We start from the raw sequence: 15,147 nt of genomic DNA on the forward strand, positions 1-15,147 counted from the left end.
ACTGAAATTATTATATATAAATGTGCCAAATCTGCTTAATTTTTGCTACATTTGCACAAGATAAGCTACGTTTGGCAAAGTTAAGTGACCCTTCTTTGCCCTCGTTTGCATTATTTAAGCACAAGATAAGCTACGCTCGGCAAAGTTAAAGTGACCTTCCTTTGCCCTCGCTTGCATTATTAAAAGCTAAGGCTAAGTTTCGTACAGCAAGACAAAGGGATGAGTAACGCTATGTTTTGTTTAGCTTGTTAAGCATTGAAAAAGATTAAATAGAAATAATTAAAAACGCATTATCATTGTTATGGCAAATGTAATTAAGTTACGAAAGGGCTTAGACATTAACCTTACAGGACGCGCTCAGGAACAAATGTTACCTATGATTTCACCAACGGAATACGCTGTTGTTCCTGATGATTTCCCAGGGCTAACACCGAAGGTGACAGTTCGAGAAGGGGATCATGTCCGAGCTGGTGACCCGTTGTTTGTTGACAAAGGGTGCACTGAGGTTAGCTTTGCTTCTCCTGTTAGTGGTACGGTAACAGCCGTTGAACGCGGAGAAAGACGTAAAGTGTTACGTGTGAAGATTGCTCCTGATGCGCAGCAAGAATATGCTGACTTTGGTGTAAAAGATGTTGCTGGCTTAACTGCTGACAACGTCAAGGAGTCTTTGCTTCAAGCGGGATTGTTCGGTTATATCAACCAACTTCCCTACGCTGTTGCGACACGTCCTGACACTGCTCCTAAGGCTATCTTCGTGTCTGCTCTTCGTGATAAACCTTTACAGGGTGACTTCGAATATGAGTTAAATGGGCAGGAGAAGGATTTCCAGACGGGGCTTACTGCACTTTCTAAGATTGCTAAGGTCTATTTAGGGATTGGTGCTAAGCAGACAGAAACGGCGTTGACCGCTGCAAAGGATGTGGAGGTAACCGTTTTCGACGGACCTTGTCCAGCAGGTAATGTGGGTGTACAAGTAAATCACATCGACCCAGTCAATAAGGGAGAAGTGGTTTGGACCGTTGACCCAACAGCTGTGATCTTCTTCGGACGATTGTTCAATACTGGTAAAGTAAACCTCACTCGTCGTGTTGCCATAGCAGGTAGTATGGTGAAGCAGACGGGTTATGTCGATGTACTCGTAGGAACTCCTTTAAGTCTAATCTTGGCAGGTAACATAGCTGATGGCTGTCATGTTCGTATCCTCAATGGTAACCCTCTCACTGGTGTCATTGCCAATGACGAGTCTGTTATAGGGGCACATACATCCGAGGTAACGTTAATCCCAGAGGGTGACGACGTACATGAGATGTTCGGTTGGATGCTTCCTCGTTTCAAAGACTTCTCTACTTCTCGCAGTTACTTCACTTGGTTGCAGGGTAAGAAGGCTTATAACCTCGACGCACGACTCAAAGGTGGTGAGCGTCACATGATTATGAGTGGTGAGTACGACCGTGTTCTACCAATGGATATCTATGGTGAATACCTCATTAAGTCTATTCTCTCAGGCAATATCGACAGCCAGGAGCAGTTGGGTATCTATGAGGTTAGCCCAGAAGACTTCGCCCTCGCTGAGTTCGTAGACAGTTCTAAGCTACCATTGCAGAAGATTGTGCGTGAAGGCTTGGACATCCTTAGAAAAGAGAATGCATAGGGGTCATGAGCCCACAATAACTTTAACTATAGTTTCAAACAACGTTTCTTAGAATGTTATCAACGGTCAGTCAATCGGCAGTTATGGACCAGAAAGTACGTAATCCGAGTCTGACGAGAATCTTACAGAGGCTTTGTGACAATTTTAGAGACAGAAACTTTGGACTTTAAGAACCCTATAATAAAAGTATTATGAGTTTAAGAAATTATCTCGATAAGATACGCCCAAACTTTGAGGAGGGCGGAAAGCTTCACGCTTTCAAGAGTGTCTTCGATGGTTTCGAGACGTTCCTTTATGTTCCTAACGAGACATCAAAGAGCGGAACTTCTATCCATGACGCTATTGACTCGAAGCGAATAATGAGTATAGTAGTACTTTCGTTGGTACCTGCTATGCTCTTCGGTATGTATAATATCGGCTATCAGAACGCATTAGCAGCTGGTAAGTTGGCTGATGCTACCTGCTGGGGAATGTTCCTCTATGGTATGCTTGCGTTGTTGCCAAAAATCCTTGTATCTTACATTGTCGGCTTAGGTATTGAGTTCGCTTGGGCACAATGGAAAGGTGAGGAGATTCAGGAAGGTTATCTTGTATCAGGTATTCTGATACCATTGATTATCCCTGTGACCACACCTCTTTGGATTCTTGTGCTTGCAGTGGCCTTTGCTGTTATCTTCACAAAGGAGATCTTTGGTGGAACAGGTATGAATATCTTTAACGTAGCATTAGCTGCACGTGCCTTCCTCTTCTTCTCTTATCCAAGTAAGATGACTGGTGACAGTATCTGGGTGGCAAAGGATGCTATCTTCGGACTTGGTTACACCTTGCCTGATGGCTTCACTATGGCAACCCCATTGGGTGAGATTGCACAAGGGACAACGGTGAACACGCCTATCTGCGATATGGTAGTAGGACTCATCCCAGGCTCTGTTGGCGAGACCTCTGTTATCGCTATCGCTATCGGAGCAGTTATCCTTCTGTGGACGAACATCGCCAGTTGGAAGACAATGTTCAGTGTTTTCCTTGGTGGAACAGTGATGGGACTTCTTTTCCAGTCAACTGGTGCAACGCCAATCCACTGGTATGAGCACCTTGTCTTGGGTGGTTTCTGTTTCGGAGCAGTCTTTATGGCAACCGACCCAGTGACCTCTGCTCGTACAGAGACAGGTAAGTGGGTATATGGTTTCTTCATCGGTGCGATGGCTATCATCATCCGTGTGTTAAACCCAGGTTACCCAGAGGGTATGATGCTTGCCATCCTCTTTGGTAATATGTTTGCCCCCCTCATCGACTACTGTGTAGTTCAGTCAAACATCAGCAAGCGCGCTAAGCGTGCTAAATAAATAAGGAGGACGATGAAAATGAAAACTAATAGTAATTCTTATACAATTATCTATTCTGCCATCCTCGTGCTGATTGTAGCCTTTTTGCTTGCTTTTGTGTTCCAAGCATTGAAGCCTATGCAGGATGCTAACGTACAGCTTGATCAGCAGAAGCAAATTCTCTTTGCGCTCAATCAGGACCGTAATATGAGCAACGAAGAAGCTGTTGAACTCTGGAAGAAGATTATCGTGGCCGATGACATTATCGATGCTAATGGTAAGGTAGTTAAGGCTGGTAAGCAGGGTGGCGTTGATGCTGGTTTTAAGTTGAATAGTAAGGATGCCAAGGAGGGCAAACTTGCCTTGTTCCGCTGTAAGGTAAACGGTGAAGATAAGTATGTTATCCCTGTTTATGGTAATGGCCTCTGGGGACCAATCAATGGTTTTATCGCCATCAATGGAGATAAGAAAACCGTCTTTGGAGCCTACTTCAATCATGAGAGCGAGACTGCTGGTCTGGGTGCCGAAATCAAGGACAACAAGGCATGGCAGGATTTGTTCAAGGGTAAGCACCTCTTCTCTGGCAACGACACAAAGAAGATTGCCCTTTCTGTAGAGAAGAAGGTTGAAGACCCATCGACACAGGTTGATGCCGTGACAGGCGCTACGCTTACCAGTAACGGTGTGACAGAAATGTTCCATGCAGACAAGGGTGGACTTCAACCTTACGTCAAATTCCTGAACAGCAAATAACATTCTAATCTTTAGAACATAAGAATATGGATTTATTCTCAAAGCAAAATAGAGAGGTGTTCAGCAACCCTTTGAATTTGGACAACCCTATCATGGTCCAAGTCCTCGGTATCTGTTCTGCCCTTGCCGTTACTTCACAGCTGAAGCCGGCGATTGTGATGGGACTTGCCGTTACTATTATCACGGCATTCTCAAATGTTATTATTTCATTAATCCGCAACACCATCCCTAATCGTATTCGTATTATCGTACAGTTAGTGGTTGTGGCTGCGTTGGTAACGATTGTTAGTCAGATTCTTAAGGCGGTAGCTTACGATGTGAGTGTAGAGCTTTCTGTCTACGTAGGACTTATCATTACCAACTGTATCCTTATGGGACGTCTTGAGGCGTTTGCCATGACCAATAAGCCATGGCCAAGTTTCCTCGATGGCGTCGGCAATGGTTTAGGTTACGCTATGATACTTGTTATCGTGGGTGCTATCCGTGAGTTCTTCGGTCGTGGCTCATTGCTCGGCTTCAAGATTTTGCCACAGAGCTTCTATCATGCGGGTTATATGGACAACGGAATGATGTCAATGCCTGCCATGGCACTCATCCTCTTGGGTTGTGTTATTTGGGTTCATCGTGCTTATTTCTATAAAGAAGACAAGAAGTAATTATGGAACATCTTATTAGTTTATTCTTCCGGTCCATCTTTGTGGACAACATGATATTTGCGTTCTTCCTCGGTATGTGTTCTTACTTGGCCGTTTCTAAGAGCGTGAAGACATCATTGGGTCTTGGTGTTGCTGTGACTTTCGTTTTGCTTGTGACCACACCTCTCAACTATCTCTTGCTGACTAAGGTCCTTGGACCAGACTGTCTTGCAGAGGGAGTCGACCTTACTTATCTTAGTTTTATCCTCTTTATTGCCGTCATTGCAGGTATCGTGCAGATTGTGGAGATGGCTGTCGAGAAGTTCTCACCATCCCTTTACGGCGCATTGGGTATCTTCTTGCCGTTGATAGCCGTTAACTGTGCTATCATGGGTGCTTCCCTCTTTATGCAACAGCGTATAGGACTCGACCCAGCAAGCACCCAGTATATCGGAACTGTATGGGATGCACTTGTCTATGGCACTGGTTCTGGTCTCGGCTGGACACTGGCCATCGTGGCAATGGGTGCTATTCGTGAGAAGATGGAGTATTCTGATGTACCAAAGCCTTTACAGGGTCTTGGTATTACATTTATTACTGTAGGACTGATGGCAATGGCTATGATGTGCTTCTCAGGACTTAAAATTTAAGTAAACAATGGGACAATTCATAACAATAAGTATTGTGGTATTCCTTATCACCATCCTCGTGTTGGTGATTCTCCTATTGGTGTCTAAGAAGTATCTTAGCCCAAGTGGAAAGGTGAAATTAACTATTAATGGTGATAAGGAGATGACCGTCGATCAGGGTAGCTCGGTATTGTCTACGCTGAATGAGAACGGTGTCTTCCTCCCTTCTGCCTGTGGTGGTAAGGGTAGCTGTGGGCAGTGTAAGTTGCAGGTAGTAGAAGGCGGCGGTGAGATTCTCGACTCTGAGCGTCCTCACTTTAGCCGTAAAGAGATCAAAGACCACTGGCGCTTGGGTTGTCAGTGTAAGGTGAAGGGTGATATGTCACTCAAGGTTCCTGAGTCTGTCATGGGCGTTAAGGAGTGGGAGTGTACTGTTATCTCTAATAAGAATGTGTCAAGTTTTATCAAGGAGTTCAAGGTTGCCTTGCCTCCTGGCGAACACATGGACTTCATCCCAGGCTCTTATGCACAGATTTCTATCCCTGCCTACGACTGCATCGACTATGATAAGGACTTCGATAAGAACGATATCGGGGAGGAATACCTCGGTCCTTGGAAGCAATTTAATCTCCTTTCTTTGAAGGGAAAGAACCCAGAGCCAACTGTTCGTGCATACTCTATGGCGAACTATCCGGCTGAGGGTGATATCATCACACTGACTGTTCGTATTGCTACACCACCATTTCTGCCACGTCCGCAGGTTGGTTTCCAGAACGTACCGACTGGTATCGGTTCTACCTATATCTTCTCTCTTAAGGAGGGTGATAAGGTAATGATGAGCGGTCCTTACGGTGATTTCCATCCTAACTTCACCTCTGGTAAGGAGATGATATGGATTGGTGGTGGTGCTGGTATGGCGCCTTTGCGTGCGCAGATTATGCACATGACGAAGACACTCCATACTCGTGACCGTGAGATGCACTTCTTCTATGGTGCGCGATCACTCAGTGAGGCGTTCTTCCTTGAGGATTTCTGGGAGCTTGAGAAGGAGTATCCTAACTTCCATTTCCACCTCTCTCTCGACCGTCCAGACCCTAAGGCTGATGAGGCTGGAGTAAAGTATTACACTGGCTTTGCAGTTAACTGTATCCGTGATGAGTATCTTAAGAATCATGAAGCACCTGAGGACTGTGAGTACTATCTCTGTGGACCTCCAATGCTCATCAAGACTGTGACTGATTATCTTGATAGTATTGGTGTTGATCAGGATGCTATTATGTACGATAACTTCGGATAATCCAATCTTATCAATCATATTCAGCGAGGTTCCTTGTGGGGTTCCTCGCTTTTTTTGTTGCTTTGTTCGATGCGTGGGGGTGGTCGAAATAGATGTAAAAAATCCTTACATCTCTTCAAGTAATGCACCCTTGGGATAAGGGTGTCATGTCCTTTCTTATCATGTCTGCAACCTACACGGAATCAGAAGGTTACGGATAGCGTTTGAGAACACACCTTTCTTGCCTCAAGAAGGGCGTCTTCTTGCTTCAATAAGAGCATGTTTTCGTTTCAAGAATGGCATGTTCTTCAATGTAGAAGAGCCTCTCTACGATAGGAGAGGTGGGTGGTTTTGTGAAATAGCTTTACACTTTCTGTCCTCAAAAGGTATCACTGAAACTAGTGGCCCCTCCCCCTTCCCCAGCTGGCCCCTCCCCCTTCCCCTCCCCCGAAGGGAAGGGGAGTGATCACCGAGATACCCCTATAAGAAGGATGTAGGCTTTGCGTTGTTCCTTATTAGTATCTACAATTGCTGAAACGTTCTGTGAATTCTGTATGCCGGAGGCATTCTGTGGAATCGAAACTGTGCGCAAAAGGGTTCTGTTAAATCTGTGAGTTCTGTGAGAGAAAATGCACCCTACGACTTTTGCATACGTGCGCTCTGTGAGAGAAAAGCCTCCCCCAACTGCTCTCAAACATTCTTTTTCTCACAGAATAACACAGATGAACAGAACACACAGCATTTCACAGAGCCCTTGCGGGCGGCAGAACTCACAGAACCTTACAGCCAATTTTAGCAGAAACGCTCTGTGTTCTCTGTATGCCGAAGGCGTTCTGTGGGCTCGAAATGTGCGCCAAAAAGCTCCGTGAACTCTGTGCGCTCTGTGAGAGAAAAAATTTCCAATGAACAAACGCATGCGCCAAAAACGCTCTGTTAAATCTGTGAGTTCTGTGAGAGATAATACATCCCAGTGATTTGCTTGGGTGTCATCTCATAGCGAGGGTGCGTACTTTTTCTCACAGAATAACACAGATGAACAGAACACACAGCATTTCACAGAGCCCTTGCGGGCGGCAGAACTCACAGAACATTACAGCCAACAGAGGCCTCACCCCCAGCCCCTCTCCGAATGGAGAGGGGAGTGATCACCGAGATACCCCTACATGTCCTCCAGATGTTTAGCAGCCCATCTCCTTTCATCAGCAGGCCAAAAGGGGTAACCTCACATACTACTCCCCTCTCCATTCGGAGAGGGGCTGGGGGTGAGGCCTCTGTGAATTCTGTATGCCGGAGGCCTTCTGTGGGATCGAAACAGTGCGCAAAAATGTTCTGTTATATCTGTGAGTTCTGTGAGAGAAAAACCTCCCCGGCGAGTCTCATAGGCCTAATCTCATAGCGAGGGTGCGTTCTATTTCTCACAGAGTAACACAGAAGAACAGAACACACAAAGTTTCACAGAGACATTAAGTCAACCAATATCACAGAACCTTACAGCCACCTTTAGCTATAACGTTCTGTGAATTCTGTATGCCGGAGGCGTTCTGTGGGTTCGAAACTGTGCGCAAATGGGTTCTGTTAGATCTGTGCGCTCTGTGAGAGAAAAACCTCCCCATGCTTCGTATCAGTAGTTCAAAAGGTGCAAGCTCACCTATTTTTAGTATTTCAGGATTTGATTTTCAAGGTATTAGAAGAATGTTTTTAGCTAATGTAGACAGGTAATGTGCGATACAGAAAGATGACGAAAAAGAAGAAGGGACACACACTGTGCGCCCCTTCTATTCGACTTATACCTTCTGTGGAGTCTTTCTTTCTACCTCCGTAAGGAAGCCACTTCGATAGGCATAGAGGAGTTCCTCGAGTGCTTCTATCTGTAAGCGTAGCTCTGTACCCTTATCGGTATCTTCTACACGCAGCCTTTGTTGGTTCATCTCAACAATCTGTGTGGTCGAAACAATGTCTGTTCCTCGCTTGATAGCATCCTCAGTTGAGGTGAAAGGCTCGTGCTGTACGAGTTGGAAACCACGTGAGTGGAACACCAATGTATAGCCCGCAATACCCGTCTCCTTATGGTAAGCCTGTGAGAAACCACCATCAATCACCATCAACTTACCGTTTGCTTTGATAGGGTTCTCGCCCTTGACGACATGAACAGGCATGTGACCGTTGATGATATGACGGTTAGGCTGAGGCACATCGAACTCGTCTAAAATCATGTCGACAATTTCCTCGTTGTCACGCATCTCAAAGTAATATCCTTTCTTCTCGTGGTGTGTCTCCTTGTCGGCTATGAAATAGCGTTCGAAGGTGGCCATCTTAGCCTTGTCAAAGAGCGGACTGTCTGGTCCTGACCATAGGTAGAGGAAGAAGTCGATAGCGTCTTGTCGTTGCTCTTCTGTCTGTAGGTCGTTGTTAGACTGGAATGCCGAACGAATCTTCATACCTGTCTGATAGAGCAACTCCTTACCCTTCAGTTTCACACCCGGTTCTATCTCAACCTCCTTTAGTTTCCCTTCTTCGGTGAGCGGGATAGACGCATGGAAGAGAAGGTTATGGTTGAATATGTTATACATACAGCCATGACGGAGCAGAGAGCGGATATGACTACGTAGCTTCTCACTACCCGTGAACGACTGATGAAGGCGGTCGATGAGAGCCTGTTCAGCCTCAGTCAGCTTGTCGGGGTGCTTAGGGTCGATGGTAGGGAAGTTGCATGAGCGCATCTGATATTCCTTGCCATCAAGTTTAATCGTACCCTTCTTATAGTCAATCGCATTGAGGAGGCGGCGGTCATCCATCTTCCAAAGTGGGTGACGGCTTATCATCTGCGACTCAATCTTGAACTGAATAACACTGATAGCCTTGTGCATCTGTGCCGTAAGAGTCAAGCTACGCTCGTCGAGCGGATTATCTTTTGACACCTTCGGGATGAACTCCTCGCATGGATCGTCACCATAGACATCCATTGCGAAGGTGGCCAACTGGATAAGATTAATACCATATCCGTCCTCGATAGTAGCCATGTTAGCATAGCGAAGAGCAATACGAATGACGTTACAGATACAAGCATCGTTACCTGCAGACGCTCCCATCCATAGGATGTCATGGTTACCCCACGTGATATCCCAGTTATGATAGTTCTTCAAAGTGTCCATCACGATGTGAGCACCCGGTCCTCTATCGTACATATCACCCAAGATGTGCAGCTGGTCGATGACTAATCGCTGGATAACCTCGCATATAGCGATGATAAAGTCGTCGGCCCGTCCGGTGGAGATAATCGTCTTGATAATCGCACTCACATAGTCGGTTTTATCCTTGTCGTCGGCATGTTCGTGTAGTAACTCTTGTATGATATAAGAGAAATCGGCTGGTAATGACTTTCTCACCTTCGAGCGAGTGTATTTACTGGATACGTCACGACAAACCTCAACGAGGCGGTGTATTGTGATATGATACCAATCCTTGATGTCTTTCTCTTGCTTTTTAACGAGCTCTAACTTCTGTGCTGGGTAGTAAATCAAGGTACATAGTTCCTGTTTCTCCACGTTCCTCAGTCGCTCACCGAAGAGTTCGTTCACCTTTCTTTTGATGTTGCCAGATGCGTTCTTCAGTACGTGTTGGAAGGCTTGATGCTCTCCGTGAATATCAGCAAGGAAGTGTTCAGTACCCTTAGGAAGGTGTGCGATGGCCTCAAGGTTGATAATTTCTGTAGATGCTTCAGCGATGTTTGGGAACGATTTAGCTAAGAGTCGTAGATATCGTTCATCCTTTTTTAAGTCGTATTTCTTCTTTGTCATGTTCAATGTCTTTGTTCGAAATTGTTTCTTATCATGCCCTTTGTCTTCCTATCATTGCGTGGAGGGAAGGGCATAAAACCCTCTTTTAGGAGCGTCTTCTCCGCCAGTAGTTGTATCATCCGACATGAATAGCGATAGAGACGCAGGTGGCGAAGCACTTCTGCTAAGCGGTCTTCGTCGTAGTCATTATACTTTATAACTTTGTATAAATCAGTTAGTAAGCGTAGTGACAGTCTCTTTTTCCGTTCTATCTGACGTGTGTTTGCAATGATGGTAGCTATCTGCTTGAAGATAGCGTCTTCTTTGCTTGTATAGTCATCAAGCCTTTGACGGGTCATGGGGAGGTTCCCAACGAGTTTGTCAGTGTCCACCGACGTTGTTTCCTTGGGTCGTAACAATGGGAAACGACGGATAACTGCGGTGTCGATGGCGGGTGCGTTGAGTTGTAAACGGCTGATAGCACTATCGACAATCTCCCTTACTCCCTCGTCATCAGCATAGAGTAAGACTCTTCTCCATTGTTCTGGGTTGAGGCTTCGTAGGTTGAGAAGCTGGTCACTCGGTAGGAGGTTGTGTATAGACTCCTCTGCTAAGCCAACGTGAAGGAGGCTTGGGATGGCGTCTTTCTCCATTGCCGTCATGACAAACTGGTAACGTGTGTCGAGCACCTTACGATAGAATGTTATCGTCTGTTGTGCCATCTCGTCATCTGTCAACGTACTATTTAATACGCTATCACGCACGATATCAATGCGTTTCGTCCATCCCAATGACAGTATCTCTTGCTTTTCATGCTCGTTGCTGACGAGGAGAGCGTCAGTTGATTGCACCATCTTGGCTTGATAGAGTAGGGTCTTAACCTTCTTCCTCATGCCCTGCTCCGTTGTTCTTGCCCGTTCGTTAAGTTCCCAATGCGGTGAGAAGACAACGGCACAATGCTTCTTTGCAGCCCAATTAGCGTAGGACGCAATATGATACTGCCAGCAAGAATGAATATGAACGATGTCGGGTCGGAAATCAGCAAGGAGTTTCTTGAAATCACCCTGTTGTGTAATCGTTTTAACATCAGCATATTCTTCCTGCGCAGAGGTGAGCCGCAGCAGTTGATCAGAGAGCAGATTGCCTGCCTTTATACTGTCTATGTAATGGATAATGCGCATTTATAGTTTGTGAGAGATGAAGTCATACTTGTCTGCACGATGGTATTTTAGCTTATAACCAAGGTGCTTCCATGCAATGGCAAGCTCGTATGGGATAATCTTCCATGCTGGGATGTCTAAGTCGAAACGGCGTAATGCTTTCTTACCGATGGTTAGTCGGAGGATAAGGGATAGTATAAGTGCCAGTCCGGCAGCTGCTGTAATGGTCCACATACCGAGGAGGTAAGAGACAGCGAGTGCTGCACACTGCAACACATAATTGCCATGTAGTGCCGTCTGGTCGATGTAAGGGAGGAGACGATGGCGTGTTGTCCGCTCAAGGTGTTGGCGATTCTCCATATAGAAGAGGTGTCCTCCGAGCCAAACCTTATCTGTTGGTGCCTCTTCAATGAGCGTTCCTTCATCCGAGTTCTCGAACGTCAGGTTATCAGCCTTCGCATACTTATTCACCATGAAGTCGTATTCTCCACGTATATACTTGAGGTTTCCACGAAATCCCTCAGCCTGTAAGAAGGTCTTCTTACGGAACACTAAGGCATTAAAAGGGCATGCATAGGCCCTGTTATGCTGGTATTCACGCATGAAATAGCGGGCTAAGTAATGACGCTCAAAGCGTCGATAGTCGGGCGTCTCATCCTCGTATCGGGTGTAGCCGACAACGAGCTCTTTCCCTTCTTGGCAGTTTCTTGCAAGGGCTTGCAGCCAGTTATCACCCGTAGGAAAGCAGCAGATGTCAGCCATTAAGACCCAATCATACCTTGCAGCCTTAACTCCTAAGGTGATGGCAAGCTTCTTCTTGCTCATATAACGAGACGATTCAGGGATGAAGGTGGTGTATAGATGGGTGTTGGAAGCAAAGCGCTTGAGCACATCACTTGTCTCATGATCATTCTGAGGGGCCACGACAATCACCTGAAAGTCTGTTGGATAGTCCTGATTCAGATAGAGTGGGAGGTTCTTTGCAAGCTCTTGTGCATTGTCGTGGGGCGTGAAGATAATTGAGATAGGGGGTAGTGACGGGTGTTCCTCAGCCTTGTCATCAAGCTCCGCTATCGTTTCCTTTCCCTCTTCCTCAGGCTCCTCTTCTGTGCTTGTATCGTCACTTTCGTTGGTAGAAGATGGTAAACCATACGCAACAATCCCCACTCTTCGAAAGAAGGGATTGAACAATGAGGTCAGTACTGCTACCAGTATCAGCACTACTGAGGCTATGATGGTTGTATTATCAAAAGTGAACATTGATTTAATTCGTTATTGTTTATAGTTCGTCGGAGGTGTAACCAGCAGGCAACTTCCTACAGTTATATTGCGAAGCCATGATTTCTCCGTATGCACCAGCAGACCGCATTGCTATCAGGTCACCCCGATGTACGGTGTTGAGGGCTATTGCCTTTGCAAAAACATCACTCGATTCGCATATCGGACCCACCACGTCATAGGTGGACAAAGGGCCGTCGTTGGATAGATTCTCTATCTTATGGCTTGCTTGATAGAGGGCAGGTCGAATCAAGTCGGTCATTCCTGCGTCTACGATAGCGAACTGTTTAGCCATCCCTTGTTTGACATACAGCGTGCGAGTAATGAGACTTCCCATCTGTCCAACGACTGCTCTTCCTAACTCAAAGTGTAACTTCTGTCCGTCTCTTAACTTTAGATAGCGTGCGAAAGTATAGAAGTAAGACTTAAAGTCAGGGATGGGGTGGCTGTCAGGCTGGTCGTAGTCGATACCCAATCCACCGCCAACATTGATGTTCTTAATCGTTATATTCTCCTCTTCCAGATGGTCTTGTATCTCGTTGATGCGGCTGCAGAGGTGGCGAAAATCCGTCATTTCGAGCAGCTGAGAACCGATGTGAAAGTGCAAGCCAATAAAGTGGATGTTCGGCATCCTGCTTGCTTCAAGGATGGTAGGGAGCATGTCCTGCATCGCAATACCAAACTTATTCTCAGCCAGACCAGTGGTGATCTTCTCGTGTGTATGTGCCCCTACGTCAGGGTTAATACGGAAGCAAACATTGGCTATCTTGCCCTTCTTGGCTGCTAACTCATTGATAATCTCTAACTCAGCGACACTTTCTACGTTGAAGCAGAAGATGTTCTTGTCCAGACCAAGGTTGATTTCCCAGTCGGCTTTACCCACACCAGCATAGACAATCTTGTCTGCTGGGAAGCCACAGTCTAAACTTCTTTGTATCTCACCACCACTGACACAGTCGGCTCCCAGTCCTGCCTGTTGGATAATGTTCAGTACTTTAGCGTTCGCATTGGCTTTAACAGCATAGTGAACGACGAAGTTCTCATACGTCTTCAACTCATTGTTAATAGCTTGCAAGGTCTCCCTTAGGAGGTTGCAGTCGTAATAATAAAATGGAGTCTCCATCTTATTAAACTTATCAATAGGGAATTCTTGTGTCATGTGTGTTGTGTCGTGATGTAGTGTTTATCTGAGTTATAGAGGAGACATACGCCCTCGTATGTCCACTTGTCTGCTTTTGTCATGAACAGGCGAGGGCGTTCATTCCTTCGGATAAATACTTATTGTGAATTTATCAGTTCTTGCCTTAGTTAAAGAGTACGCTTGAGAGCGACTGCAAGGCACGTTTCTTATCTTCTTCACGGATAAGGAAAGAGATGTTGTAGTTACTGCCACCGTAGCTAATCATGCGTACAGGTATGTCCTTCATTGCGTCAGTTGCCAACGTCTCAAAGCCTACATTGCTCCAGTCGAGGTCGCCCACCACGCATACAATACACATATCTGTATCGACGGTCACAGTGCCATACTTCTTCAATTCATCTACTATCTCAGACAGGTGGCTATCGTTCTCTATAGTCATAGACACGCCCACCTCGCTGGTAGTAATCATGTCGATAGAAGTCTGATAGCTCTCGAAGATTTCAAACACCTTACGTAGGAAGCCCGAAGCACCAAGCATTCTGCTTGACTTAATCTTGATGGCTGTGATATTGTCTTTGGCTGCCACGGCTTTAATCTTCCTCCTTACCAATGTGTTATTGATGATAGTTCCCTCCACATCAGGGTCCATCGTGTTCTTTAAACGAACTGGGATACCCGCATACTTAGCAGGTTGAACACAGGTAGGGTGTAGAATCTTCGCACCGAAATAAGCCAACTCTGATGCTTCTTCAAAGTTCAGTTGGCGCACAGCCTCGGTCTTCTCCACCACACGTGGGTCGTTGTTGTGCATACCATCGATGTCTGTCCATATTTGAATCTCCTCAGCGTTGATAGCAGCACCTACGAGTGAAGCCGTATAATCAGAGCCACCACGCTGCAAGTTGTCCACCTCTCCGTAGGCATTACGGCAGATGAAGCCCTGTGTGATATATATCTGATAGCCCTTGTTCTCGTCCATGATGGCTGTCAGATGCTCTTTGATATACTGTGCGTCAGGCTCCGCATTCTTATCAGTGCGCATGAAGTCGAGTGCAGAAAGTAATGTTGCTTTAACGCCTTGTTCCTTTAGATAGTTCACAACCATATTGGTTGAGAGTATCTCACCTTGTGCTACAATGCTCTTCTCTTCGAACGAAGTGAAGAGATCCTTGGTGAATGTGCGTAAGTAGTTGAACTCTTCATTAAGGAACTGGCGTGTCTTCTGTTTGTATTCCTCAGTCGAATACAGCTCTTCAACGTGTCCGAGATATTTTTGTTCGAGGCTGTTGATAAGTTCGTTAGCACCCTCTGGGTTCTTGCGATAGAGGTAGTCAGATATTTCTATCAGTGTGTTTGTCGTTCCACTCATTGCTGAGAGCACGATGAATGTTGGCTCTCCTGACTTTGTTATCAAGGCGGCTACGCTCTTCATTCGTTCTGGTGAACCAACAGAGGTACCTCCAAATTTCATTACTTTCATCATCTTCAATCTTTCTATATGTGGATTTTTGCTGAGCTCTACGGGC

Annotated in this window: 11 protein-coding genes; 6 read left to right on the plus strand and 5 right to left on the minus strand. The window is 45.9% G+C overall.

Features of this window, described 5'->3' with window-relative positions:
* The first annotated feature begins 301 nt into the window (after positions 1 to 301).
* The 6 genes from AXF23_RS03110 to nqrF all read left to right on the plus strand — a co-directional run bounded on the left by AXF23_RS03110 (position 302) and on the right by nqrF (position 6,287).
* On the plus strand, positions 302 to 1,651 hold the full coding sequence (locus tag AXF23_RS03110) for a Na(+)-translocating NADH-quinone reductase subunit A (protein ID WP_107624267.1): 1,350 nt from the start codon (positions 302 to 304) through the stop codon (positions 1,649 to 1,651).
* A 191-nt stretch (positions 1,652 to 1,842) separates the two neighbouring features.
* Positions 1,843 to 2,994, plus strand: a complete 1,152-nt coding sequence (locus tag AXF23_RS03115) for an NADH:ubiquinone reductase (Na(+)-transporting) subunit B (RefSeq protein WP_009010462.1) — start codon at positions 1,843 to 1,845, stop codon at positions 2,992 to 2,994.
* An 18-nt stretch (positions 2,995 to 3,012) separates the two neighbouring features.
* Positions 3,013 to 3,726, plus strand: coding sequence for an NADH:ubiquinone reductase (Na(+)-transporting) subunit C (nqrC, locus tag AXF23_RS03120; RefSeq protein ID WP_089365981.1), 714 nt, complete (start codon positions 3,013 to 3,015; stop codon positions 3,724 to 3,726).
* A 26-nt stretch (positions 3,727 to 3,752) separates the two neighbouring features.
* On the plus strand, positions 3,753 to 4,382 hold the full coding sequence (locus AXF23_RS03125; protein WP_107624268.1) for an NADH:ubiquinone reductase (Na(+)-transporting) subunit D: 630 nt from the start codon (positions 3,753 to 3,755) through the stop codon (positions 4,380 to 4,382).
* Positions 4,383 to 4,384: 2 nt separating this feature from the next.
* Entirely contained in the window at positions 4,385 to 5,011 is a 627-nt protein-coding gene (nqrE, locus tag AXF23_RS03130; protein WP_009010465.1) for an NADH:ubiquinone reductase (Na(+)-transporting) subunit E, read from the plus strand.
* A gap of 7 nt (positions 5,012 to 5,018) precedes the next feature.
* Positions 5,019 to 6,287: an NADH:ubiquinone reductase (Na(+)-transporting) subunit F gene (nqrF, locus tag AXF23_RS03135; RefSeq protein ID WP_009010466.1), complete on the plus strand. Its 1,269-nt coding sequence runs from the start codon at positions 5,019 to 5,021 to the stop codon at positions 6,285 to 6,287.
* A gap of 1,763 nt (positions 6,288 to 8,050) precedes the next feature.
* Here the strand turns inward: nqrF and AXF23_RS03150 are convergent.
* The 5 genes from AXF23_RS03150 to AXF23_RS03170 form a co-directional block, all read right to left on the minus strand.
* A complete protein-coding gene (locus AXF23_RS03150; RefSeq protein ID WP_107624269.1) occupies positions 8,051 to 10,063 on the minus strand; it encodes a fructose-1,6-bisphosphatase in 2,013 nt (670 codons plus the stop codon).
* A gap of 2 nt (positions 10,064 to 10,065) precedes the next feature.
* Positions 10,066 to 11,223, minus strand: coding sequence for a glycosyltransferase family 4 protein (locus tag AXF23_RS03155; protein ID WP_107624270.1), 1,158 nt, complete (start codon positions 11,221 to 11,223; stop codon positions 10,066 to 10,068).
* Positions 11,224 to 12,462: a glycosyltransferase family 2 protein gene (locus AXF23_RS03160; protein WP_107624271.1), complete on the minus strand. Its 1,239-nt coding sequence runs from the start codon at positions 12,460 to 12,462 to the stop codon at positions 11,224 to 11,226.
* Positions 12,463 to 12,481: 19 nt separating this feature from the next.
* Complete coding sequence (gene lysA / locus AXF23_RS03165; RefSeq protein WP_107624272.1) at positions 12,482 to 13,639, minus strand: diaminopimelate decarboxylase; 1,158 nt, start codon at positions 13,637 to 13,639, stop codon at positions 12,482 to 12,484.
* Positions 13,640 to 13,784: 145 nt separating this feature from the next.
* Positions 13,785 to 15,101: an aspartate kinase gene (locus AXF23_RS03170; protein WP_107625777.1), complete on the minus strand. Its 1,317-nt coding sequence runs from the start codon at positions 15,099 to 15,101 to the stop codon at positions 13,785 to 13,787.
* Positions 15,102 to 15,147: the final 46 nt, after the last annotated feature.

This window comes from Prevotella sp. oral taxon 313 (assembly GCF_003043935.1).
In the GTDB taxonomy this organism is placed as follows: domain Bacteria; phylum Bacteroidota; class Bacteroidia; order Bacteroidales; family Bacteroidaceae; genus Prevotella; species Prevotella jejuni.